20 protein-coding genes are annotated in these 24,728 nt (G+C 71.5%); 15 read left to right on the top strand and 5 right to left on the bottom strand.

Features of this window, described 5'->3' with window-relative positions; translation table 11 throughout:
- Positions 1–4 precede the first annotated feature (4 nt).
- The 5 genes from ACH4E7_RS39000 to ACH4E7_RS38980 all read left to right on the top strand — a co-directional run bounded on the left by ACH4E7_RS39000 (position 5) and on the right by ACH4E7_RS38980 (position 11,498).
- Positions 5–7,450 (top strand): amino acid adenylation domain-containing protein, encoded by a 7,446-nt coding sequence (locus ACH4E7_RS39000; protein ID WP_396253941.1) that lies wholly within the window; start codon positions 5–7, stop codon positions 7,448–7,450.
- 101 nt (positions 7,451–7,551) lie between these two features.
- A complete protein-coding gene (locus ACH4E7_RS38995; protein WP_396253940.1) occupies positions 7,552–7,767 on the top strand; it encodes an MbtH family protein in 216 nt (71 codons plus the stop codon).
- Positions 7,768–7,792: 25 nt separating this feature from the next.
- Complete coding sequence (locus ACH4E7_RS38990) at positions 7,793–9,658, top strand: amino acid adenylation domain-containing protein (RefSeq protein ID WP_396253939.1); 1,866 nt, start codon at positions 7,793–7,795, stop codon at positions 9,656–9,658.
- Between the two features lie 104 nt (positions 9,659–9,762).
- The gene (locus ACH4E7_RS38985) at positions 9,763–10,209 is read left to right on the top strand and encodes a cobalamin B12-binding domain-containing protein (RefSeq protein ID WP_396253938.1); all 447 of its coding nucleotides are present in this window, start codon (positions 9,763–9,765) and stop codon (positions 10,207–10,209) included.
- Positions 10,206–11,498, top strand: a complete 1,293-nt coding sequence (locus ACH4E7_RS38980) for a methylaspartate mutase (RefSeq protein WP_396253937.1) — start codon at positions 10,206–10,208, stop codon at positions 11,496–11,498. Before ACH4E7_RS38985 ends, ACH4E7_RS38980 begins: the two co-directional genes overlap by 4 nt.
- Before the next feature lie 199 nt (positions 11,499–11,697).
- On the opposite strand, the gene ACH4E7_RS38975 is transcribed toward ACH4E7_RS38980, so the two are convergent.
- From ACH4E7_RS38975 to ACH4E7_RS38960, 4 genes are all read right to left on the bottom strand, one after another.
- Positions 11,698–12,537, bottom strand: a complete 840-nt coding sequence (locus ACH4E7_RS38975; RefSeq protein WP_396253936.1) for an SDR family NAD(P)-dependent oxidoreductase — start codon at positions 12,535–12,537, stop codon at positions 11,698–11,700.
- Positions 12,538–12,738: 201 nt separating this feature from the next.
- Positions 12,739–13,923: an MAB_1171c family putative transporter gene (locus tag ACH4E7_RS38970; protein WP_396253935.1), complete on the bottom strand. Its 1,185-nt coding sequence runs from the start codon at positions 13,921–13,923 to the stop codon at positions 12,739–12,741.
- Positions 13,913–14,389 (bottom strand): hypothetical protein, encoded by a 477-nt coding sequence (locus tag ACH4E7_RS38965; RefSeq protein ID WP_396253934.1) that lies wholly within the window; start codon positions 14,387–14,389, stop codon positions 13,913–13,915. Before ACH4E7_RS38965 ends, ACH4E7_RS38970 begins: the two co-directional genes overlap by 11 nt.
- 256 nt (positions 14,390–14,645) lie before the next feature.
- The gene (locus ACH4E7_RS38960) at positions 14,646–15,149 is read right to left on the bottom strand and encodes a hypothetical protein (protein ID WP_396253933.1); all 504 of its coding nucleotides are present in this window, start codon (positions 15,147–15,149) and stop codon (positions 14,646–14,648) included.
- A 683-nt stretch (positions 15,150–15,832) separates the two neighbouring features.
- On the opposite strand from ACH4E7_RS38960, the gene ACH4E7_RS38955 reads away from it, so the two are divergent.
- From ACH4E7_RS38955 to ACH4E7_RS38935, 5 genes are all read left to right on the top strand, one after another.
- Positions 15,833–16,648 (top strand): phytanoyl-CoA dioxygenase family protein, encoded by an 816-nt coding sequence (locus ACH4E7_RS38955; protein ID WP_396253962.1) that lies wholly within the window; start codon positions 15,833–15,835, stop codon positions 16,646–16,648.
- Positions 16,645–17,769: an alcohol dehydrogenase catalytic domain-containing protein gene (locus ACH4E7_RS38950; RefSeq protein ID WP_396253932.1), complete on the top strand. Its 1,125-nt coding sequence runs from the start codon at positions 16,645–16,647 to the stop codon at positions 17,767–17,769. The genes ACH4E7_RS38955 and ACH4E7_RS38950 overlap by 4 nt, the downstream gene beginning before the upstream one ends.
- Before the next feature lie 46 nt (positions 17,770–17,815).
- Positions 17,816–19,045, top strand: coding sequence for a cytochrome P450 (locus tag ACH4E7_RS38945; RefSeq protein ID WP_396253931.1), 1,230 nt, complete (start codon positions 17,816–17,818; stop codon positions 19,043–19,045).
- Between the two features lie 54 nt (positions 19,046–19,099).
- A complete protein-coding gene (locus tag ACH4E7_RS38940; RefSeq protein WP_396253930.1) occupies positions 19,100–19,357 on the top strand; it encodes an acyl carrier protein in 258 nt (85 codons plus the stop codon).
- A 210-nt stretch (positions 19,358–19,567) separates the two neighbouring features.
- Positions 19,568–19,690, top strand: a complete 123-nt coding sequence (locus ACH4E7_RS38935) for a hypothetical protein (protein WP_396253929.1) — start codon at positions 19,568–19,570, stop codon at positions 19,688–19,690.
- Between the two features lie 92 nt (positions 19,691–19,782).
- Here the strand turns inward: ACH4E7_RS38935 and ACH4E7_RS38930 are convergent, their stop codons facing one another.
- Positions 19,783–19,920, bottom strand: coding sequence for a hypothetical protein (locus tag ACH4E7_RS38930; protein ID WP_396253928.1), 138 nt, complete (start codon positions 19,918–19,920; stop codon positions 19,783–19,785).
- Positions 19,921–19,972: 52 nt separating this feature from the next.
- On the opposite strand from ACH4E7_RS38930, the gene ACH4E7_RS38925 reads away from it, so the two are divergent.
- From ACH4E7_RS38925 to ACH4E7_RS38905, 5 genes are all read left to right on the top strand, one after another.
- Entirely contained in the window at positions 19,973–20,101 is a 129-nt protein-coding gene (locus ACH4E7_RS38925) for a hypothetical protein (protein ID WP_396253927.1), read from the top strand.
- Between the two features lie 79 nt (positions 20,102–20,180).
- On the top strand, positions 20,181–21,443 hold the full coding sequence (locus ACH4E7_RS38920; RefSeq protein ID WP_396253926.1) for a beta-ketoacyl-[acyl-carrier-protein] synthase family protein: 1,263 nt from the start codon (positions 20,181–20,183) through the stop codon (positions 21,441–21,443).
- The gene (locus ACH4E7_RS38915) at positions 21,440–22,552 is read left to right on the top strand and encodes a beta-ketoacyl synthase N-terminal-like domain-containing protein (RefSeq protein WP_396253925.1); all 1,113 of its coding nucleotides are present in this window, start codon (positions 21,440–21,442) and stop codon (positions 22,550–22,552) included. Before ACH4E7_RS38920 ends, ACH4E7_RS38915 begins: the two co-directional genes overlap by 4 nt.
- A gap of 35 nt (positions 22,553–22,587) precedes the next feature.
- The gene (fabG, locus tag ACH4E7_RS38910) at positions 22,588–23,334 is read left to right on the top strand and encodes a 3-oxoacyl-[acyl-carrier-protein] reductase (protein WP_396253924.1); all 747 of its coding nucleotides are present in this window, start codon (positions 22,588–22,590) and stop codon (positions 23,332–23,334) included.
- A gap of 56 nt (positions 23,335–23,390) precedes the next feature.
- Positions 23,391–24,728, top strand: a 1,338-nt coding sequence (locus tag ACH4E7_RS38905) for a condensation domain-containing protein (RefSeq protein ID WP_396253923.1), incomplete at its 3' end; no start/stop codon positions are given.

Raw genomic sequence — 24,728 nt, 5'->3', positions numbered from 1 at the left:
CGCCATGACCACGGACACGGTGATCCCCGGAGCGGTGACCGAGTCGGCACCACCGCCCCCGAGCGGGGCCGCCCCCGACCGGCGCGCCCTGGTCCAGGCCCGGCTGGCCCGAGCCGCAGGCCGACTGCGCCGGGCCCCGGCCGAGGACCGGCTGCCGGCCGCGGGCCCCGGACCGGTCCCGCTGGCCGCCGGGCAGGCCCGGCTATGGTTCCTGGACCGGATGTCGCCCGGCACCCCCGAGTACAACGTGCCCCTGGCCGTACGGCTGAGCGGCCCGCTGGACGTGGCAGCGCTGCGCTCGGCCCTCGACTGGGTGCTCGTGCGGCACGAGGCGCTGCGCACCACGGTCGCCACCGGCCCGGACGGCACACCGGTCCAGCAGGTCGCCGAGCCGGCTCCGGTGGACTTCCGGGTACTCGACGTGACCGAGCAGACGCTGCCCGAGGCCCTGCGGACCGAGGCCGAGCTGCCGTTCGACCTGACCGGCGGCCCGCTGCTGCGCGCCCGGCTGCTCCGGCTCGGCCCGTCCGAACAGGTCCTGCTGATCACCGTCCACCACCTGGTCTTCGACGGCTGGTCCTCCGGGCTGCTCTTCCGCGACCTCACCACCGCGTACACCGCGTTCCTCCCCGGAGGCGGCGGCGCCGGCTCGCTCCCCGCCGGAGCGGCCGCGCCGGCCTTCCGCGACTTCGCCGCCCGGCAGGCCGAGCACCTCGCCGGGGACGGCGACGCGGCCGGACTCGCGTACTGGAAGGAGCGGCTGGCCGAGGTGCCCGAGCTGGAGCTGCCGGGCGACTTCCCCCGCCCCGGCCGCCGGGACTGGCACGGCACCACCGTCCACCACCTGCTCGGGGAGCGCTCCGCCGTGGCGGTGCGCCGCCTCGCCCAGGACGCCGGGACCACGCCGTTCACCGTACTGCTGACGGCCTTCGCGGTACTGATGGGCCGCCGCACCGGGCAGCGCGACTTCGCCGTCGGCGTCCCGGTCGCCGGGCGAACCCGCAGTGACCTGGAATCGGTCATCGGCTTCTTCGTCAACACCGTGCCGGTCCGGATGGACCTCACCGGCCGGCCCTCGTTCGCGGAGCTGCTGCGCCGTACGGCGCAGCAGCTCCTCGCCGACCTCGCGCACCAGGACGTCCCCTTCGACCGCCTGGTGGAGGCGCTGCGGCCCGACCGCACCCAGGGCGGACTGCCGCTGTTCCAGGTCATGTTCGCCACCGAGCCGGCCGACGAGCCGCTCACGCTCGGCGCCTGCCGGGGCGAGGAGCTGGCCGTGCCGGTGACCTTCGCCAAGAGCGACCTGGACGCGGGCTTCCAGGAGGTCGGCGAGGACTTCCGGCTCAGCCTCACCGGGCCGGCCGACCTGCTCACCCCGGACAGCACCCGGCGGATGCTCGGGCACTTCGTCCGCCTGGTCGAGGGCCTGGTCGCCGACCCGGCCGCCCCGGTGGACCTGATCGACCTGCTCGACGAGCAGGAGCGGGCCGAGATCCTGGCGCTGGCCGACCGCGGCCCGGTCCCGTACCCCGACCAGGCCTCCCTGGTCGAGCTCTTCGCCGAGCAGGCCGCCCGCACCCCCGACGCGACCGCCGTGCGCCACCCGGGCGAGCTGCCCGGCGGCACCGGACGGACCGAGACCCTGACCTACCGTGAGCTGGACGCGGCGGCGAACCGGCTGGCGCACCTGCTGGCCGAACGCGGCGTCACCCCCGGCGGCCGGGTCGCGGTCTGCCTGCCGCGCGGCGCCCGACTGGTCACCGCCCTGCTCGCGGTGCTCAAGACCGGCGCCTGCTACGTCCCGCTCGACCCGGAGCACCCGGTGGAGCGCCGGCGCGCCATCGCCCGGGACGCCGGGGTGACCCTGATCGCCACCACCACCGAGCTGGCCGCCGAACTGGCCGGACCGGCCGACGACCCGACCCCGCCGGCCCTCCTGCTGGACGGCGCGGACGGCCGGACCGACGAGCACCCCGACACCGCGCCCGCGGTCCTCCTCCCGCCGGACGCGACCGCCTGCGTCTTCTACACCTCGGGCTCCACCGGCACCCCCAAGGGCGTCCTGGTGCCGCACCGCGCCGTGGTCCGGCTGGTGCGCGACAACGGCTACCTGACCTTTCACCCGCAGGACCGGGTCGCCCAGGTCTCCAACGCCGCCTTCGACGCGGCCACCCTGGAGATCTGGGGTGCGCTGCTGGCCGGTGCGGAACTGGTCGGACTGCCCAAGGAGACCGTCCTGTCGGCCGAGGCCCTGGCCGACGCGATCCGCGTCCACGGCCTCACCGTCATGGTGCTCACCACCGCCCTGCTCAACGCCGCCGCCCGCGAACGGCCGGACGCCTTCAGCCCCCTGCGGGTCCTGCTGTTCGGCGGCGAGGCCGCCGACCCCGCCGTCGTCCGGATCCTCCTGGACAACCCGCCCGGACAGCTGCTCAACGTCTACGGGCCCACCGAGACCACCTCGCTCACCACCACCTTCAACGTCACCCCGGCCGCGCTGGACGCTCGCAGGCAGCAGGTGCCGATCGGCCGGCCCATCGACAACAGCAGCGCGTACGTCCTGGACGAGCACCAGCGCCTGGTGCCGTTCGGCACCCCCGGCGAGCTCTACCTGGGCGGTACGGGCCTGGCCGACGGCTACCTCGGCCGGCCCGGGCTGACCGCCGACCGCTTCCTGCCCAACCCCTTCGGCACCGACGGCGAGCGGCTCTACCGCACCGGCGACCGGGTCCGGCTCACCGGCGACGGCGAGCTGGAGTTCCTGGGCCGCACCGACCACCAGGTGAAGATCCGCGGCTTCCGGATCGAACTGGGCGAGGTCGAGACCGCCCTCGCCGCCCACCCGGACGTCTCGGCCGCCGTGGTCACGGTGGACGGCGAAGGGGCCGGGCGCCGACTGCTCGGCTACCTGGTTCCGGCGGGCGAACCGGAGACCGGCTTCGCCGACCGGGTCCGGACCGAGCTGCGCCGCCGTCTGCCCGGCTACATGGTCCCCGCCGCGCTGATCGTCCTGGACGCGCTGCCGATCACCCCCAACGGCAAGGTCGACCGGGCCGCGCTGCCCCGACCCGCCCTGCTCCCGCTCGACGAGTCCGGCCACGTCGCCCCGCGCGACCTGCTGGAGAACACCATCGCCGAACTCTGGGGCCGGCTGCTGCGCCTGGAGCGGGTCGGTGTGCACGACGACTTCTTCGACCTGGGCGGGCACTCCCTGCTCGCCACCCGGGTGATCGCAGGGCTGCACCAGCTGCTGGACGTCGAACTGCCGCTGCGCTCTTTCTTCGCCCTGCCCACCGTGGCCGGCCTGGCGGAGGCGGTCCGCTCCCTCGGCGACAGCGCCGAGCGGGCCGGCGACGGCCTGGTCCCGGTGCCCCGCACCCGCCCGCTACCGCTGTCGCCCGCGCAGGAGCGGCTCTGGCTGCTCAGCCAGATGTCCGCCGTCACCGGCGAGTACAACGTGCCGATGGCGCTGCGGCTGACCGGCCCGCTGGACCGGACCGCGCTGCGCGCCGCGCTCGACCGGCTGGTGGAGCGGCACGAGGTGCTCCGCAGCCGGATCGCGGCCGGCCCCGACGGGATCCCGCACCAGCAGCCCGACCCGGCCGACTGCGGCGCGACCCTCGACGAGCGCATCGCCACACCGGACTTCGACCGGCGGGCCGCCATCGCCGCCGAGGTGAGCCGCGACTTCGACCTCACCGTCGAGCACCCGCTGCGCGCGATCCTGTGGCAGCTCTCCACCGACGAGCACATCCTGCTGCTGGTCGCCCACCACGTCGCCATGGACGGCTGGTCGATGGACCTGCTCCGCCGCGAGTTCGGCGTCTGCTACACGGCGGCGCTCGCCGACAGCCGGCCCGAGCTGCCCGAACTGCGGCTGCAGTACGCGGACTTCGCGGTCTGGCAGCGCGACCGGCTGGACGAGAGCGGCGCCGGCGCCGAGCTGGAGTTCTGGCGCGAGCGGTTGGCCGGCGCCACCGCCACCGAGCTGCCCGGCGACCACCCGCGGCCGCCGGTGCGCTCCGGCCGGGGCGACGCGATCGGCTTCACGCTGCCGGAGGGCTCGGTGCGCCGCCTGCGCGCGCTCGGCCAGGCCAACGGCACCACCCTGTTCGGCGTGCTGCTGGCCGGCATCCAGGCGCTGTTCCACCGCCTGACCGGCGACGAGGACATCGTGCTCGGCACCACGGTGGCCGGCCGCGACAAGCCGCAGCTGGAGAACGTCGTCGGCTGCTTCGTCAACTCGGTCGTGCTGCGCAGCGACCTGGCCGGCTCGCCCACCTTCTCCCAGCTGTTGGAGCGCACCCGGGCCCGTACCCTGGAGGCGTTCGCGCACCAGGACCTGCCGTTCGACCAGCTGGTCAGCGCGCTGCGGCCGGTCCGCGACCCGAGCCGCACCCCGCTGTTCCAGGTCATGTTCAGCTTCCGGGCCAGCGACCAGGGCGAGGAGGAGCTGGCCGGGCTGGCCTCGGAGGAGCTGGACTTCCCGCTGGAGACCACCAAGTTCGACCTGGTGATCAACGTGACCGACCAGGGCGACCGGCTGGAGGGTGTGGTCGAGTACGCCACCGAGCTCTACCAGCCGGAGACCATCCGGCAGTTCGCGAGCTCGCTGGGAGTCCTGCTGGACGCGGTCGCCGCCGAGCCCGGGCAGCGGATCTGCGACCTGCCGATCGTGACCGCCGAGGACCTGGCCACCATGGCCGAGTGGGGCCGCTCCAGCCAGCTGCTGTCCACCGGCCCCCGCACGGTCCACCAGCTGGTGGAGGAACAGACCGACCGGACGCCCGAGGCGGTCGCGGTCCGCCACCGCGACGGCGAACTGACCTTCCTCCAGCTCGACGAGCGGGCCAACCGGCTCGCCCACGCGCTGCTCGAGGGCCGGCTCGGCGCCGCGCCGCTGGTCCCCGAGACGCCGGTCGCGCTGCTCCTCGACCGCGGCCCCGACCTGCTGGTCGCGATGCTGGCCGTGCTCAAGGCCGGCGGCTACTTCATCCCACTGGACCCGGACTACCCGGCGTCCCGGCTGGCCCGGATGATCGGCACTGCGGCGCCCGGCCTCGTCCTCACCCGCGCCGCACTGCTCGGCTCGGTCCCGGCCGCGGACGCGGACCGGCCGATCCCGGCGGTGCCGGTCGACGACCGCGAGCAGGTCCTGGCCGACTGCCCGAACCACCGCCCGAACCGCCCGGCGGACCCGCGCGCCCTGGTGTACGCCATCTTCACCTCGGGCTCCACCGGCACCCCCAAGGGCGTCGCGATCGAGCACCTCGGCGCGGTCCACTACCTGACCTGGGCGGCCGACCACTACCCGCGCGGTGGGGCCCGGGGCACCCTGGTGCACTCCTCGGTCAGCTTCGACCTCACCATGTCGAGCCTGCTCGAACCCCTGATCTCCGGCCGTGGCCTGACCCTGCTGCCGGCCGACGCGAAACTGCCCGAGCTCGCCGAGGCCCTCTCCGGCGACATCGACTACGACTACATCCGGCTCACCCCCTCACACCTGCGCCACCTGGTGGCGCACTGGATGGAGACCGGGAGCCGACCCGCGGCCGCGGGTTGGGTGGTCGGCGGGGAGGTGCTCGACCCGCGCCTGGTCGCCCAGGTGCACGGGCTGCGGCCCGATTCCGTGGTGGTCAACCACTACGGGCCGACCGAGACCGTGATCGGCCGGGTGGTGCACCCGATGGCCGACGGCGACCCGATCGACCAGGAGCAGCCGCTGCCGCTCGGCCGGCCGCTCGGTGAGACCCGGCTCCAGGTCCTGGACAGCCGGCTGCGGCCGGTGCCGATCGGCACGGTCGGCGAGCTCTTCATCGGCGGCGAGGGTGTCGCCCGCGGCTACCTCGCCTCGCCGGCGCTCACCGCCGAGCGCTTCCTGCCCGATCCGACCGGTGCGCCGGCCGACCGGATGTACCGCACCGGAGACCTGGTCCGCTGGCGTTCCGACGGCCGGCTCGACTTCCTCGGCCGGGCCGACCAGCAGGTCAAGCTCCGCGGCTTCCGGATCGAGCCCAGTGAGATCGAGTCCAGGCTGACCGAGCACCCCTCCGTGGGCCGCGCCCTGGTCCTGGTCCAAGGCGAGCAGCTCGTCGCGTACCTCACGCCCGCCCCCGGCGAGCAGGTGGCCAATGTCTCGCTGCTGCGCCGGTTCTGCGCCGAGCAGCTGCCGGAGTTCATGGTGCCCAGCCACTGCGTGGTGCTCGACGCCTTCCCGCTCAGCCCCAACGGCAAGGTCGACCGGGCGAAGCTGCCCGTCCCGACCGCCGACCGGCCCGAGCTGGAGCAGAGCTACCAGGTGCCACGCACCCCCGCCGAGCAGCTGATGGCCCAGCTGTGGAGCGAGGTGCTCGGGGTCGAGCGGATCGGTATCGAGGACAACTTCTTCGATCTGGGCGGCACCTCGGTCGACGTCATCCGGCTCGCCGGCTCCTGCGCCAAGGCCGGGATCAGGCTGCTGGCCAAGGACGTCTTCGAACACCAGACCGTCCGTACCCAGGCCCTGACGGTCGCCCAGCCGGAGCGGCAGTCCGCCGGCGTCCTCGGACTCGACGCGGTCTTCGGCTCGGGCGGGACCGGTACCACCCGTACGGTGGTGGCGCTGCGGACCGAGGGCACCGGCCGACCGCTGTTCTGCGTCCACCCGAGCGGCGGCAGCGTCGGCTGGTACGTTCCGCTCACCCGAGTGCTGTCCGCGGACCACCCGCTCTACGCCTTCCAGCCGCTCGGCATGGACGGGGTGACGCCGCCCTTCGAGACCATGGCCGACATGGCCGCCGGCTACATCGCCGACATGCGGGCGATCCAGCCGCACGGCCCGTACGCGATCCTCGGCTGGTCGCTCGGCGGCACGATCGCCTACGAGATGGGCCGGCAGCTGGAACTGGCGGGCGAGGAGGCCCGACTGGTCCTGCTGGAGCCCACTCTGCCCGGCGTGGCCCGGACCATCGAGCTGCACCGGCCGGCCGTTCGCAGCTACCTTCAGGGCGCCGTGATGATCGAGCGGATCCTCGCCGTCCCGGAGCACGACCCGGCGCGCGAGCGGCTGCGCTCGGAGCTGGTCACCAGCCTTGAAGCGGCCGGCTACTCGCCCGAGGAGATCAGCCTGGGCGACGCCCTGCCCATGCGGGCCTGCGGCCAGATGCTCGCGGCGTTCGCCGAGTACCGACCCGAACCGCTGCGGTCCGAACTGGTGACGACCCGCCTGGTGATCTCCGATGAGTGCCGCGACGCCAGCGAGGAGAAGCCCTCCGGCACCTCGCACTTCTCCTGCGAGACCTACCTGGACGGCTGGCGGGACCTGGTCGCCACCGACCACGGGCGGCCGCAGGAGGCCCTGCGGACCTCCACCGTCGGAGGCCGGCACGCCACCATGCTCGCCGCCGAACAGCTGCCCGCCGTCGTGGAGTTCTGCCTGCGGGCAGTCCAGGACGACGACCCGAACGTCTGATCCGGCCCGAATTTTTCGCCACTTCGTATGTGCCGATTCGCACGCGCCATTTCGTACGCACCACTTCGTACTCGCCACTTCGTACTCGCCAAGGAGTAACCATGTCCGCACAGGCCCACGCGTCCGACGCCTTCAAGGTCGTCGTCAACACCGAGGAGCAGTACTCGATCTGGCCCGCCGACCGGCCGAACCCGCCCGGCTGGCAGGAGGAGGGCACCCAGGGCAGCCGGGAGGCCTGCCTGGCCCACATCGACTCCGTCTGGACCGACCTGCGCCCGCTCAGCCTGCGCCGCCGCATGGCCGCCGCGGCCGTCTGACCCACCGCTGAGGAGAACTGCCGAGATGACACCGACGGCCACCGCCGTCGCCCCCGCCGCCGAACGCCCCCGGGCGTTCGGCGGCCCCGGGGGCCAGGCGGACACCGAGACCATCATGGGCGTTCTGCGTGACCTCGCCCTGAGCACGCCCGACGCGCCGGCCCTGGTCGACCCGGACGGCACCCTCAGCTATGCCGAACTCTGGCTCCTGGTAGACGAGTTTGCCGCCACCATGCGGAACTACCGGATCTCCCGGGGGGACCGGGTCGGCGTGGTGGTCGACCGCTCGCGCCAGACCGTGATCTGCCTGCTCGCGCTGGCCCGGGCGGGTGCGGCCTACGTGCCGCTCGACGGTGCGCAACCGGCCGACCGGCTGGCCCGGATGGTTCGCGCCAGTGGCGTGCGCACCGTGCTCGGGCACTCCCGGTCCTTCGAGTCGTTCCCGGCCGGGCTCGCCGAGTACATCCACATCGACCTGGCCTTGCTCGGTCCGGCCCCGCTGGGGTGCCCGACCCCGCCACGGCCGGACGATCTGGTCTACGTCATCCACACCTCGGGTTCCACCGGGGACCCGAAGGGCGTCATGGTCCCGCACCGGGCGCTGGTCACCGCGGCCAGGTCGCTGATCGGGCTGTGCCGGGTCGGCCCGGGCGACCGGGTGCTCAGCTTCGCCTCGCTGAGCTGGGACACCAGCGGCGAGGAGATCTACTCGGCGCTGCTGTCCGGCGCGACCCTGGTCATCGATCCGGCTGCCACCAGCGGTTCCGTCCCGGCCCTGCTGTCGGCGGTCAAGCGGCACGGGATCACCGTCATCGACCTGCCGACGGGCTTCTGGAACGAGGTCGTCGCCTTCCTCGACGACTGCCTCGACGACGAGGACGGCGGTGGCCCGCCCGCCGGTGATCCGCTGCCGGAGAGCCTGCGGCTCGTGATCATCGGCGGCGAGGAGGTCCGCCCCGCCCAAGTCCGGCGCTGGTCTGAGCTGGTCCCGGACCGGATCCGGCTCCTCAACACCTACGGACAGACCGAGACCGTCCTGGTCACCCACGCCGCCGAGATCGGCGGCGCGGCCGGCCGCGCGCTGCGGGCCGACGACCGGGTGCCGATCGGCCGCCCGCTGCCGCACGTCCGCCAGCTGCTTCTCCCGGTGGCCGACGGCGGCCCCTACGAGCTGCTGGTGGGCGGGCCCACCCTGGCGCTCGGCTACGCGGCCAAGCCGGAGACGACCGCCGAGCGGTTCGTCCTCGGCGCCGACGGACCGGAGCGCTACTACCGCACCGGCGACCTGGTCGAGCGGGACCCGGACGGCAGGCTGGCCTTCCTCGGCCGGACCGACCGCCAGGTGAAGGTCCGCGGTCACCGGGTCGAGCCGGAGGAGGTCGAGCGCGCCCTGCACGGCCATCCGGAGGTCCGCGAGGCCGCCGTCGTACCGGTCACCGGACCGGACGGAGGAGTCCGCCTCCTCGCCGCCGTCGTACCCCACCCGCCGTCGGCCGAGGGCGGGGCGGACGCCGCCCGCATCCTCGACTGGCTCGCCGGCCGGCTGCCCGCCTACCTGCGCCCGAGCCGGATCACCGTACTTCCCTTCCTCCCCCTGCTTCCGAACGGAAAGGTCGACCGACAGATGATCGCCACCGGAACCCCGTCCGCCCCCGCCCGCCCCTCGGTCGAGACGATCACCGCCGCACTCGCCGAGCTGTGCTCCGCGATCCTGAACACCGACTGCGGCGCCGACGACGACTTCTTCGACGCCGGCGGCGACTCGCTGCTCGCGACCCGGTTGATCTCGAAGGTATACCGGCGGTTCGACACCGAGCTCACCTACCTCGACGTCTTCGAGCACCGCACCCCGGCGGAGCTCGCGCAGCTGATCCACCGGAAGACCAGCTGATCCAGCTCACCCGGCTGACCGGGAGACGGTCCGGGGCGGGCCACCTGCCGGGTGCCCGCCCCTCGTCCCGGTCCCTCGTTCCCGGCCCCCCACAAGGAGGCGAAGTGCAGCCCAACCCCGCACCGTTGCGGGTCCTCGTTTCCGGCACCTCGTCGGACGCCCACACCTGGAACCTGATCTTCCTGCAGCTGACGCTGGAGGAAGCCGGCCACCGCGTCGACAACCTGGGCCCGTGCGTGCCCGACCGACTGCTGGTCGACACCTGTCTGGAGCGCCGCCCCGACGTCCTGCTGCTGAGTTCCGTCAACGGCCACGGCCACAGCGACATCGCACGCGCCGTCGCCGCGCTGCGCCGCGAGCCCCGGCTGGCCGCGACGTCCGTGCTGGCCGGCGGCCTGCTCGGCACCGACGGCGGCCCCAACTCCCGCTACGCGCCGACCCTGCTGGCGGCCGGCGTGGACGCCGTGCTCGAACCGGACCAACTGGCCGAACTGCACCGGTGGCTGTCCGAGCGGGCTGCCCGCAGAGCCCTGTACGAGGCGGCGGCGTGACGCCGACCGGAGCCCTCCCCGTCACCGCCTCCTTCGTGGCCCGTCTGCGGGTCGCCCGGACCCGCGGCGAGGTGATGGTGCAACCCCGGATGGGCTTCGCCGACCCCGTACGCATGCGGGAAGGACTGCTGGCCGTCCGGGCCGCCGACGCCCCGACGGTCGGGACGCTCACCTTGGACAGCTACACCCGGACGGGGGACACCGAGGCCGCCGCCCGAGCCCTTCGCGACGGCACGCCGCTCAACGGCTATCCGCTGTGCAACCACCCGCTCGCCACCACCACCGCCGTGCTGGCGGGCCTGTCCGGTCCGTCCGGTCTCCCGGTACAGGTGCGGCACGGCTCGGCCCGCCCGGTCGCGATCGTGGAGCGCCTGCTCGCCCTCGGACTGGATGCCACCGAGGGCGGCCCGGTCTCGTACTGCCTGCCCTACGGCCGGGTGCCGCTGCGGACGGCGGTCGACGAGTGGTCGCGGGCCGCCGACCTGCTCGCCGCGGCCGCGACCCCACAGCGGCCCACCCACGTCGAGAGCTTCGGCGGCTGCCTGCTCGGCCAACTGTGCCCGCCCTCCCTCCTGGTGGCGGTCTCCGTCATGGAGGCGCTCTTCCTGCGGCAGCACGGCGTCCCCAGCGTCTCGCTCAGCTACGCGCAGCAGACCCACCCCGGCCAGGACCTGGAGGCACTGGTCGCCCTGCGGCGGCTGGCCGGCGAACACCTCCCGGACACCGACACCCACCTGGTGCTCTACACCTACATGGGCGTCTTCCCGCGGACACCCGGCGGAGCCGAGGCCCTGCTCGCCGAGAGCGCCCGGCTCGCCGTGCACGGCGGAGCCGACCGGCTGATCGTCAAGACCACCGCGGAGTCCCGGCGCATCCCCACCATCGCCGACAACGTGCACGCCCTGGAGCTGGCGGCAGGCGCCGTACGGGCGGCGCAGGAGGAGCGGGGCCGGGGCGAACGTCCCTGGGAGCGAACGGAGTCGGGCCTCTACGACGAGGCCCGGCTGCTGGTCGAGGCCGTCCGCTCGCTCCACCCGGATGTCGGCCGAGCCCTCCGGGAGGCCTTTCGGCTCGGGCTGCTGGACCTGCCGTACTGCCTCCACCCCGACACCGTCGGTCGCGCCTCCAGTCGCCTCGACGCCGACGGGCGGCTGCAGTGGGCCACCGTCGGCGCCATGCCGCTACCGCGCCCCGCCGCCACGGTGACCCGCCCCACCGCCGCCGAGCTCTCCACGATGCTCAACTACGTCGCGACCCGCTTCGACGGGCGCCACGGCGACCGGGGGTGAACCCCGCGGAGCCCCAGCGTCGACCACGGCTGCGAGGGGTCCGGGGAACCATCCGCCGGGCCGTCGCCGGTGTCCGTCGAGCCGGCTCCCGCAGCCTGGACAAGACCCACCTCGCCACGAAGGCCTGATCGACCCGAATGGGCAACAGGGTCGACAGCCCGGCCGAACGCGGGGAACCCGGGCCACAGACCTCACGACGTCACGGTCGCTCAGTGGACTCGGAATCCTCCGAGCTGCGTGGCTCGACGTGGAAGTCGAATGCGACGGTCCCGGGATCGACGGCCGTGACACCGCCGTCGACGGTGAGCACCGCCCCGTTGACGAAGGACGCGGCGGGTGAGAGCAACCAGGCGATGGCCTCCGCGACCTCGTGCGGCTCGCCGGGGCGGCGCGCGGGAACGAGCCGGGTCGCCGCTTCGTACGCCGCCTCGATGCCGCCTTCCCCCAGGTCCGCCTCGTCGGCGAAGCGCGCCATCCGTCGGTCGGCCATATCGGTACGCACCCAGCTGGGGCACACGGTATTGGCACGCAGCCCGTACTGCCCGTAGTCGACGGCCAGGGAACGGCAGAGCTGGAGCAGGGCGGCCTTGGACGTCGCGTATGCGGCGTTGCCCATTCCGTTGCGCAGCGCGGACACCGAGGCGACGGCGACCACCGAGCCATGTGTCTCCAACAAGTGCGGGAGCGCGGCGCGCTGAAGAAGGAAAGGGCCGGTGAGATTGGTCCGCATCACGGCCTCCCAGTCCTCGATCGACAGGTCGCCGACACCTCCGCTGCGCCCGGTGCCGGCGTTGAGCACAAGCCCGTCCAGCCGGCCGTACGCGGCCAGGGTCGCGTCCACGAGACCGCGAACGGCCCCGGGGTCGCCGATGTCGGCGGGGTGATCGAGGGCTCCGGACTCCTCTGCGAGACGACGCAGCGGCTCGGGCCGACGCCCGGAGACGACCACGTGATGCCCGGCCGCCCGCAGCAGCCGCGCGGTTGCGGCACCGATGCCCGTCCCCCCGCCGGTGACGAGGACAACTCGCTGGTCCGCCATCGCCGTTCAGCCCTCCAGAGTGAAGCCGACAGTCTGAATGATCATGCGTATACGTTCTATCGTCGGACGGTGCTGCCCGCCGAGTCGGACGAGCCGGCGGGCAACTCCGTGCTCGCGCCTGGACGGGGGGAGGTTCCGGGTGCTACTCGCCGGATCCCGCCCCCGCACGTGCAGCGGCTGCCACTCGTGCGGGGCGTCGGGTCATACCGGGAGCGGGTCGGGCCGGCTGTGCCGGCGGGTGAAGTCCTTTACGAGGGGGGAGTGGTAAGCCTTGGCGACCTGGACCAGAAAGGCCGTCTCGGTCGCGAGGTCGTCGCCGCCGAAGACGAAGATGCCGGCGGGCGGCGGCGAGGGCGGTGCGGGGTCGGCGGGTTGGCCGGGTCTGCTCACCCGCAGCACGCAGGCCATGACGGCCGCGTCGACCTGGGACGACGGCGCTCCGGCCCTCGCGACGTGCTCCTCGGCGGCCTGCATCAGCTCCGGGGGAGTGCTGTCGCGCAGCACCAGGATGGCGTCGCGGATCTCGATGACCTTGCGGTAGGCGAGCAGGTTGTAGGAGCCGCGGGGCCGGACGACCTCGCGGATCCGTGCCCGCGGGCCGCTCAGCGCCACGTGTGGGACGGCGGCGATCAGGGCGTGCCACAGGGGCCACAGCTGCCAGACGGTGGCGACGTCGCGCGTCTTGCGGCGCAGCCCGAGGAGGGCGGGCGTGGCGAGTGCAGCGGATCGCAGCACGCCGTGCAGACCCATCAACAGAGGCAGCAGTGCGACGATCCAGGCGGCCCGGGTGGGCAGATAGACCAGGTAACCCAGCCAGAACAATCCCGCACAGGCGGTTCCCCCGCTGAACAGTTGCAGACAGATTCGCAGCGGCCGGTTGTCGCTGCGCTGGCCGTAGCGCCAACACACCACGACACACGCGACGTTGGCCGCCAGCTGCACGCTGATCAGCAGCAGCCAGTACGCGGTGGAGGGAAACGGGCCTCCCAGCGGCGGGATGGTGTGACCGGTGTGGGCCGGGGCGATGGCGTCCAGTCCGAGCAGGACGATGACGATGAGCACGGTCACGCCGTGGAGTAGGACTCTCAGACGCGGATAGCCGGTGGTGAACGTGACGAAGTCCAGTACCGCAGCTGCGGAGATGACGCCGATCAGGTTCCTCGACACGTCGGCGGGTTCGGCCGAGCCGGTGAGCTGGTGCAGGAAGCTGAGCACCGGGGCGAGGTTCAGGGTCATCGCAGCGGCGGCTGTGGCGATCGCGAGCCAAAGGTTGCGTTGCCATCGCGACCGGACTGCGGACGGTGCCCGTAACAGGGTGGTGAACCAAAGGGCGGCGACGCTCGCGTTCTCTAACCAGACTCCATAGCATTTCAGTTCAGCGAGCATGCTGAATACCGACTCCCATTGCGGCTTCCAGCTTGCCCATCGCGCCGAGCGGCTGCTCGGGGGCGGACTCGTCAGCCGTGGTGCGGATCAGACTGGCGAGCATCTCGGCTTCCTGCTCGTGGCGCGTCGTGTAGTTGGTGCGGGCCAGGAGGCGCCGGAGCATGTTGGGGCCCAGATCGCTGAACATCTCGTTCAGGTCGGTGGGTTCGGCCAGGCTGAGGGAGTTGTGGTCGAGGAGCATGTGGCCGATCTCGTGCAGCACGATGTGCTCTTGATGCGGCTGAGAGGTGTTGCGCTCCACGAAGATGAAGTCGCTGGTGCTGGTCGCCAGCCACAGCCCGCACGCTCCGATCGCCCCCGCCTCGGACGGCAGGGGCATGAGATGTAACGGCCGGTTGCGCTGTTCGGCCAGCTGGTGGCAGAGCGCCTCTGCGGAGAATGGTCTGGGAAGGCTGAGCTGGTTCACGACCGACTGGCAGTGACGACGCAGGTTTCGGTACAACATCTGCACTATCTGCAATCCCCCAGGGCAGGTTGTGACGGCGCAGCGTCGAAAGGCGTGCGTCTGGCAGGGCGACATGGGAGCACTCCGTTCACAGTGGGTCTCTCCGTAGACGGACAGCCCGGTTGTGTGTCGGGGAGGTATCAGGCGCGCCTAAGGAAGGTCCCGGCGAGGCGGACGGTCGGTGAGCGATCGGGCCGCGCGGGTGGCTCCAGCCGGATCAGTCGGTCGTGCCGGACCCCTGGGCGCCGGGCTGTCTGTTGGTCGCGGCACCCCCGTCGGCATCCTCGACCGGTGAGAGGCGTTCGAGCTTGCGGGCCTCATTGACCATCACCAGCAGGGCGTCAAGGGTCTGTGCGGACAGCCCGTCGGCTCTCAGCGCGATGCTGCGCACCCGTGCGTCGCGCAGGGCGATGGCCACCTTGAGCTGGGCGTCAACCCGCTCGGCGACCTCCGAACTCAGGAAGTACTCCGGCGGCACCCCGAAGAACTCGGCGAGGACGTCAAGCTGTTCCAACGTCACGTTGCGCTTCTTGCCGGTGGCCAGCTCCCAGAGATAGGTGCCGGAGATGGCGCCGCCGGTCACCTCGCGGATCTCCTTGGCGAGCCTGGTGTAACCGGGCCGCTTCCGCTCATCCGGGTACATGGTCTCGATCAGTCCCTGCAGGCGCTGGTCGAAGCCCTGGACGAGTGGCCGGCCGAGAGGAGCATCCGCACTGGTCATGTGTTGCCTCTCAGCTCTAGGAGTTCCCCCCGGGACGGTCGCGTGCCGGAGTTCCCAACCATACCCCGCCCGGTGGGCACTTATCCGCCATAGTTGATGGGATTTGTCAACTATGGCGTACGTTCGCTCGTTCCGGTTTGCGTCGCTGTCGTGGACGGACGCCTGGGGGCGAGCGGCGCCGGGTGAGTTGCGTCCGGTCGCGGAGCCCATGTGGCGACGGCCGGCGTGACCGTCGCCGACCGCCTGGTCCACGTCACCCGTTCGGGCCGGATGCGCGCCTGCGCCGCTCTCGCCGAGGAGGTCCCGGCTGGAAGTGCCCCCGCCCAAGCGTCCGAGCGTGCCGGGACGCGCGGGCCGATGTCCGCGAAAGTTGACAGGAGCGGTGCGGCACTGTTTGGCGCCCTGTCCGTTTCAGCGGATGCGTTGACAGGTTCTTGTCCGCTGGGTAGCGTCCCAATCGGCCTTTGCGCGAGGTTCCCCGAGGCGGGACGGGTGGCTGGACACGGCTTCGACCGGTAGGGGCCGGCGGCTCGCGCGGGCCTGTCCTGACCACCCGTGGTCCACCTGCCTCGGCGGTTGCACCGCTGAATCGCGGCTCTTCGGTCACGCGCGGTGGGGTTCGTCGTGGATTCGACTGCCCGGTAGTCAGAAATCGATCTCTACAGGCATCACGGGGGGTTCTGGTGCAGTTGACAGAGGATCAGTTAGAGAAGTACGGCCGGGATGGATTTCTCGTCCTCCCGGGAGTCTTGACCGATCACGAGCTCGGTGCGATCCGCTCGGCCTTCGCGGAGGACGCGGCCGCCGACGGGCCGCATCGCATCACCGAGGACGACGGCACCACCATCCGGGCCATCTACGCGTCGCACACCCGTCATCCGCTTTTCCGGGATCTCGTCAGCTCAGAACGGCTGTTGGGCCCGGCGACGCAACTGGTGTCCCAGGACCTGTACGTCTACCAGTTCAAGATCAACGCGAAGCAGCCGTTCGGCGGTGAGGCCTGGGCCTGGCACCAGGACTACCCGGTCTGGCGTGACTTCGACCGGATGCCGGCACCGCAGGCGGTCAATGTCGCGGTCTTCGTCGACGAGGTGACCGAGTTCAACGGACCGGTGGTCTTCCTCCGGGGCTCGCACCGGCTGGGATCCGCGGATCGGGTGCACCGGGGCGACAGCCGGTCGGAGATGCACGTCGATCCGCACGACTACGCGGTGCCCGCCGACGAACTCGCCGGGCTCGCCGAGACGCACGAGATGACCAGCCCGAAGGGGCCGGCCGGCACGGTCGTCTTCTTCCACCCGGAGATCGTGCACGGTTCCGCGCCCAATATCTCGCCCTTCCCCCGCAACCTGCTGATCGCCACATACAACGCGTCGGAGAACGCGCCGCGGCCCGCGGTGGAACCCCGCCCGGAGTACCTGGTCGGCCGGGACACGACGCCGCTGGTACCGCACTCGCGGGAGCTGCACCCCGCCCTGGCCCTGGAGGCCCGCTCATGACCGGACGCCTCGCCGCCGCGGCGGTCCTCGAGGAGTTCGGGAAGCCGGTGGGGCTGCGGCGGCTGCCCGTGCCCGATCCCGGCGAGGGCGAGGTGTTGGTCGATGTCCGGTACGGCGGAATCTGCGGGACCGACCTGCATCTGCAGCAAGGCCATCTGCGGATTCCGACGCCCTTGACGCTCGGACACGAGGGGCTGGGAACCATCCGGTCCCTCGGGTCCCCGCTGCACGACGCGCGCGGCGCGGAGCTGCACCCCGGGGACCGGGTCATGTGGGCGTCGTCGATCGCCTGCGGTCGGTGCGTGCCGTGTCGGCAGCACCGCGAGCCCACGCTGTGCGAGGCCCGTCGCACGTACGGGGTCAACCGCCCGCTGGACGAGGGCTCCGGTCTCTCCGGCGCCTGGGCGGAGTCCATCCTGCTGCGCAAGGACACCGTGATGGTGAAGCTTCCGTGGGGGATGGACGAGCTGGCCGCCATGTCGCTCGCCTGTGCGGGGCCGACCCTGGTCCACGCGCTGTACGAGCGGCGTCCGGTCCGCTTGGGCGAGACGGTCATCGTCCAGGGGAGCGGCCCGGTCGGACTCGCGGCGGCGGCTCTCGCACAGTTGGCCGGCGCAGCGCGGGTGATCCTGCTCGGCGGGCCGAGGCAGCGGCTCGAACTCGCCGCGCGGTGCGGCATCGGCGACCACCATGTCGACATCGTGGACGACGACGATCCGACTCGCGCCCTTGACGAGGCTCGTGGGCTCACGCCGGACGGCGGGGGAGCGGACCTGGTGATCGAGTGCGTCGGAGCCCCGAAGGCGGTGGCCCAGGGCTTGACGCTGGCCCGGCGCGGCGGCTCCTATCTCGTCATCGGGCAGTACACGGACAGCGGCGACACCTCGCTGAACCCGCACCAGATCGTCTACCGGCAGCTGGACATCGTGGGATCGTGGGCGTTCACGGGAGCGCATCTGGTGGAGTACGTCGGGCTGCTGCCCGCGCTCACCCAGCGTTTCGACCTCGCGAGCCTGGTGACCGCCTTCCCGCTGGCCGAGGTGGAGTCCGCCATGGCAGCGGTGGCGGTCGGCGCCGTGACCAAGGCCGTACTCGACACGGCCCACCCCACCCTCCACTGACCCAATTCCCGCCCAGGACGCCATCGGCGATGGATCGAGGGGACGAATGCACGGCACCCTGTTCGGAGACACCGAACTATTCGACGACGCCTACATGCAGGATCCGTACAGTGTCTACGCACGGTTGCGGAAGGTCGGCCCGGTACACCGGGCGAAGACGCCCAACGGGCTGCCGGTCTGGGTCGTCACCGACTACGACGAGGTACGCGCGGCCCTCGGTGACGAACGTCTGGCGAAGGACGCCGACCGGATGCGGGCGGTGGTCGATCGCAAGTCGACCGCGGTCAACGGCCGTTCGTCGGCCCCGGAGACGCTGGCGGCCAACATGCTGAACAGCGACGGGCTTGACCACGCCCGACTCCGCAAGCTCGTCGTCAAGGCGTTTACGGCGCGACGCGTCGAACAACTGCGACCTCGGATCGAGCAGGTCACCGAGGAGCTCCTGGACGAAATCGACGGAAAGTCAGGGGATGATCGCGCGGTCGATCTGATCGGCGACTTCGCCTTCCCCGTCCCCATCGTCGTCATCTGTGAGCTGCTCGGGATCCCGCTGGCCGACCGGGACACCTTCCGTGAGTGGTCCAGGGCGCTGGTGGGCGCCGGCCCGCGCGAGGGGGTGCGGCATGCCTCGATGGCGATGGGCGGCTACCTGATGCAGGTCGTGGCGGCCAAGCGCGCCCAGCCGGCCGACGACCTGCTCTCCGACCTGATCCAGGTCAGCGACGACGGCGATCGGTTGGACCGGTTGGAGCTGGTCTCGATGGCGATGCTGCTGCTCGTCGCCGGACACGAGACCACGGTCAACCTGATCGGCAACGGGCTGCTGGCCCTGCTGCGGCATCCCGAGCAGCTCGCCGCCCTGCGTGCGGACCAGGAGCTGATCCGCGGCGCGGTGGAGGAGCTCCTGCGGTTCGACGGGCCGGCCCCGATGGCCACCATGCGCTTCACGGCCGAGGACGTGCGGATCGGCGACGTGGACATCCCCGCCGGTGAGGTGGTCTTCCTCGGCCTCGCCTCGGCCAACCGCGACGGCCGGCGGTTCGACGACCCCGATGAGCTCGACCTCACCCGCCCTCTGGGCGGACACCTCGGCTTCGGCCATGGCATCCACCATTGCGTCGGAGCCCCTTTGGCGCGGCTGGAGGCACAGGTGACCCTGAGCCGATTCCTGCGACGGTTCCCTGCGGCCCGGCTCGCCGCCGACCCCGCCGAGCTGCGGTGGCGCTCCAGCGTGATCATGCGCGGGCTCGAGAGCCTTCCCGTACTGCTCGGTTGATCCGGCCGGGCGACGTTCATATCCCACAACAGACTGTAGAGCGAGGAATGCCCCATGACCGTGGACACCGCTGACCCGAACCTGATCCATGTCAAGAAGATCGTCTGCGACCGGCTCGAACTCGACGAGGACGAGGTCACGTTGACGAGTCTTTTCCGTGAGGATCACGACGCCGACTCGCTGCAGAGCATCGAGATTCTCGCCGCCCTGGAGGCCGAGTTCGAGGTCGAGATCGAGCAGACCCAGCTCACGCGAATGATCAACCTGCAGGGCGTCTACCAGGTCGTGGCCGAGGCCCTGGGCTGGCACTGAACCCGAACGGGTGATCTCGAGGCCGCTCGCCTGACGAGGGCGGGCGGAGGAACCGGGGGAGCGCTGCCGCGTTGCGGGTCGGCGAGCGGTCCGTGGGGCGGTGGCGGCGCCGGTGTCGAGAGCGGGGCGAGGCCGGGCTCGCTCCTGTCGAGGGGGTCGCCGGGCCGGCCGAAGCTCAGCGCAGCGCGGATCGCACGGCTGGAGCGGGAGTTGGAGCGCGGACCGCTGATCCACGGCTGGGCCGACCGGCGGTGGACCCTCGCGCGGATCAAGACGCCGATCGGCCGCCTGTTCCATGTGGGCTACACCGTGGAGGAACCTGGCAGCCGCTGAAGCGGCACGGTTGGTCCGGCAGCGGCCCGCCCAACGGGCGATCGACCGAGGACCAGTGGTCGGGATGGGGAAGAAGGAGACCTGGCCGCTGGTCAAAGCACCTGCCGGTCAGGGCACACATCCAGCTCGGCGGGTCGATCGCGCGCGTCCGGAACCACCTGCGCATGCACCTGGCCGAACCGCTGCGAGAGGTCGGCACCGACCACGCCGACCGGCTCGGCATCTTCCAACTGCCGAGCTGACCACCGGACTTGAGTCCTCAGGAAGGAATCGGGTCCGCTGGTGAAGCGCGACATCGGCAACCTCGCCGCGGCCGGCCTCGGTCAGATCACCCGGACCGTCGAACGCCAGCTCAAGCAGATCCAGGGCTGCCCCGCGTCATCGACGGCTGCCTGGCCGGTGCCGGCCTGATCACGACCGACCGACCGACATCACGAATTCGAGTCCAGTAACAACCGACCGTATCCACCGAGTACTTGAGGGAGGCTTGATGTCCACGGTCGCAACCGGGGCCGGGCCCGGAAAAGCAGCGCGACGAGTCGTGCTGACCGGCCTGGGCGTGGTGTCCAGTATCGGCATAGGCGCCGTCGAGTTCGCCGAGTCGCTACGGGCCGGCCGCAGCGGAGCCGGCCCGATCACCCAGTTCGACACGGAGGGCTTCGCGTACGCCAACGGCTGCGAGATCAAGGGGTTCGACCCCGAGCCCTGGATCTCCAACCTGGACCGGGAACAGCTGGGACGGGCGACCCAGTTCTCGGTGGCGGCGGCACGGATGGCCGTCGAGGACGCCGGGCTGACCCCCGACGCGCTCGCGCGGAAGCGCGGCCTGCTCTCCATCGGCACCACCGACGGCGAGTCGCACGACCTCGACCATCTGGTGGGCATGGAGCTGCGGGACGGTCCGGAGCACATGTCCCGGACCATCGCGGGACGCGTCGGGCCCATGCGGCTGTCCACGGCGATCGCCCAGGAGCTCGGCCTGGCGGACGTCGAGGCCACGACCATCGCGACCGCCTGCGCGGCGGGCAACTACGCGATAGGCAACGGATTCGATGCCGTCCGCTCGGGGGAAGCGGAGTTCGCCCTGTGCGGCGGTGCGGACGCCATCTGCCGCAAGACCTTCACCGGCTTCTACCGGCTGGGCACCATCGCGCCCGACTGCTGCCGGCCCTTCGACATCGACCGCAAGGGCATCCTCACCGGGGAGGGCGCCGGAATCCTGGTGCTGGAACCGCTGGAATCGGCGCTCGCCCGGGGTGCCCGGATCTACGCCGAGGTGCTGGGATACGGCCTCAACTGCGACGCCTACCACCAGGTGGCACCGAACCGCGAGAGCGTCACCCGCTGCATGGACCTGGCTCTCAAGGACGCCGGTGTCTCCCCGCGGGACGTCGATCTGATCTCCGCGCACGGAACCGGCACCAAGGCCAACGATGTCACCGAGACGAAGGCCATCCGCGATCTCTACGGTGAGGCTCCGCCGCGTACCGTCTCGCTGAAGTCGATGCTCGGGCACACCATGGGCGCCGCCAGCGCGCTGGCGGCCATCGGATGCGCGCTGGCGATCACCCATCGCTTCATCCCGCCCACCATCAACCACGTCACCACCGATCCGGAATGCCAGATCGACTGCGTTCCCAACCAGGCCGTCGAGGCCGATCTGCGCATCGTGCAGAACAACGGCATGGCGTTCGGTGGCAACAACGCCGTGGTGATTCTCGGCAGGTACCAGGACGAGGAGATCGCACGATGACAGCCGCACTTCCCGCAACCGGCAACCCGGTCATCTCCGGATGGTCGGCGGTCTCCCCCTTCGGCCTGGGCCGGGAAGTCTTCCGGGAGGGCCTTCGCGCCGGCTGGAAGACCGCGACCGACCTCGATGCCGGCCAGTGGGCCACGCCGGACGCGCAGGCCTGCCTGGTGCCGGACTTCTCGGTCCGGGAGCTGCTGGGCAGGAAGGGCACCCGGGACATGGACCGGGTGACCGGGCTGGCGGTCATCGCGGTCGGACGGCTGCTGGGTGGCGACGAGGGCTACCCGGCCGTCCCGACCGGGGAGGACACCGCCCTGGTCCTCGGCACGACGACCGGCAGTGCCGAGAGCATGATGGGCTACACCCGCACGTCGATGCAGAAGTCCAAGCCGTTCCTCGTCGACCCCGCGCTGATGCCGAACGCCGTGATGAACTGTGCGGCCGGGCAGTGCGCGATCCGGCACGGGCTCAAGGGGCCCAACACCACCATCGCCGGCGGGCAGTCGGCCGGGTTGTTCGCACTCAACTACGCGCGGAGGCTGCTGGCCTCGGGGCGCGCGGGCAAGGTCCTGTGCGGCGCTGCGGAGGAGTTCTCCCAGGCGCGCTCCTGGCTCGAGCATCACCGTCGTGGCCCTGAGCACGTCGGCACCGTCCTCGGCGAGGGCAGCGCGATGTTCCTTCTGGAGGACGGCCGCGCGGTCGCGCCCGACCGCCCGCCGCTCGCCGAGGTGCTCGGCGTGCACTCCCGGGTCCATCTGCGCGGGGACATCCGCTCGGCACTCGTGGCGTGTGTGTCGGGGGCCCTGGAGGTCACGGGTGTACAGCCCGAGGAGGTGTGGGCCGTCGTGCCGTCCGGGGCCCAGCGGCAGGCCGCGGAACAGGAGCGGGCGGCGCTGGATCAGCTCTTCCCGGACTCCGCGACCAGGCGGATCGAGGTGGCAGATCTGCTCGGCGACACCGGTGCGGCCGGTGCGGCCTTTCAGATCTCCGCAGCGCTGAGCACCGCTCAGGACCACCCGGACGCCGCGGGCAGGGTGGCCGTCATCACCTCCACGGACGTGGACGGCAGCGTCGCGTGCGCACTGATCCGGCTCCTCGGCGACCGATGACCGGCGGTCGGACAACGCGTGGCGAAGGAGAGCTCATGACAGCGGAGAAGCGCCGAATCGCTTTGGTGAGCGGCGGATCGCGTGGCATCGGCCGCGCCGTCGCGCTGAGGCTCGCGCAGGACGGGTTCGACATCAGTTTCTGTTTCCGGTCGAACTCCGGTGCGGCACAGGAAGTGACGGAGGAACTCGCCCGACTCGACGTCCGGACGATCGCCGAGCAGCTCGACGTGTCCGACGGAGAAGCCGTGCGGGCCTGGGTCTCGCGGACCGAGCGCGAGCTGGGACCCATCGACGTGGCCGTGGTCTCCGCCGGCATCACCCGTGACAAGCCGCTGATGATGATGGCCGACGAGGACTGGCGGCAGGTCCTGGACGTCAATCTCGACGGCACCTTTCAGGTCAATCGGGCCGTCGTGGTGCCGATGCTCAAGCGGAAGTCGGGGGCGGTCATCAACCTCTCCTCGGTATCCGGAATGTACGGAAACCCAACGCAGACGAACTATTCGGCCTCGAAGGCCGGCATCATCGGCTTCTCCAAAGCGCTGGCCAAGGAGGTCGGGCGCTTCGGCGTACGAGTCAATGTGGTGGCCCCGGGGCTGATCGAGACCGACATGACCGAGGTGCTGGACGACAAGGCCCGGCAGAAGCTTCTGCAAGCCATTCCGCTCAAGCGATTCGGCCGCGCGGACGAGGTCGCCGACCTGGTCGCATATCTCGCTTCCGACACTGCGGCCTACATCACCGGAAGCGTCTTGGAAATCCACGGCGGCATCACCATCTGACAGCGCAGGCAGCGCTGACCATCGACTCGTAGAGATCTCAGGACGGGAGCGGCACGTTGTCCAGCGGCCACCGCGAAATCATCCTTCCGTTGTCCTCGGCGCAGCAGGAGGTCTGGTTCGCGCAACAACTGGATCTCGACAACCCGATCTATAACGTCGGCGGCTGCCTCGAGATCCTCGGCCCGATCGACCCCGCGCTTTTCGAGGCGGCGCTGCGTCGCACCGTCGCGGAGGCCGAGACCCTCCGGGTGAGGTTCGTCGAACGCGACGGTGTGCCGGGCCAGATCATCGGGGCGGCGGCGCCGCGGTGGCAGCTGCACCGGGTCGATGTCAGTGGCACGCCGGACCCGCGAGCCGCCGCGGAGGAGTGGATGCGCAAGGACCTCGCCCGGCCCTTCGATCTCACCAGCGCCCCGCTCTTCACCCAGGCGCTCTTCACCGCCGGACCCGACCGTTTCCTCTGGTACCAGGGTGCCCACCACCTCGTCCTCGACGCATTGAGCGTCTCGCTCGTCATCCGTCGGGTGGCCGAGGTGTACACGGCTCTCGAAAGCGGACTGCCGGTTCCGCCCGGCCGCTTCGGCTCCCTGGCATCCGTGTTGGACGACGAGTCCGCGTTCCGTGAGTCGCGTCAGTTCGCGCGCAGTCGTGCGTACTGGCGGGAGCGTCTCGCCGAGGCGCCGGACCCCGCCAGGCTCTCCGCGCCGCCGGCGACCATGCCCTCTGCTTTCCTGCGCCGCACCGCGTATCTCCCCCCCGAGCTCTCGCAGCGCGTGCGCCAGGTCGCCGGAAGCCTGGGCAGCACGCTCTCCGGCGTCATGACCGCAGCGGCCGCCGGCTACCTTCACCGCATGACCGGTGCCCAGGACATCGTGCTCGGTCTTGCCGTCACCGGCCGCGACAGCAGCCGACTGCGGCGCAGCCCCGGCATGCTTGCGCATGCCGTGCCGCTCCGACTGCGGGTGGGCGCCGGAACGACCATGACCGAGCTGGTCCGGCAGACCGGTCAGGAGACCTTCCAGGCCCTGCGGCACCAGCGGTACGGAAGTGAGGAGATCCGCCGCGACCTGCCGGTGGCGCATGGACGGCAGGGCCTCTTCGGCATGCTGCTGAACCACATGTCGTTCGACTACGACCTCCGGATGGGCTCGCATCGCACCCTGTTCCACAACATCTCCAACGGCCCCGTCGAAGACCTCGCCATGGCGGTCTACGACACCAAGGACGGACAGGGCATCCGGCTCGACTTCGACGCGAACCCGGAGCTCTACGACGAGGCCGGGAACGCGGCGCACCAGCAGCGGTTCGTGCGGTTGTTGGGGGCGGTGGTGGCCGATCCGGGGGTTCGGGTCGGTGGGGTCGAGTTGTTGTCGGTGGGTGAGCGTGCGCGGGTG

The organism is Kitasatospora sp. NPDC018058 (genome assembly GCF_044327205.1).
GTDB lineage: Bacteria > Actinomycetota > Actinomycetes > Streptomycetales > Streptomycetaceae > Kitasatospora.
Note: the sequence above shows the minus strand (reverse complement) of the source record. Positions and strands in the feature narration are given on the sequence as shown.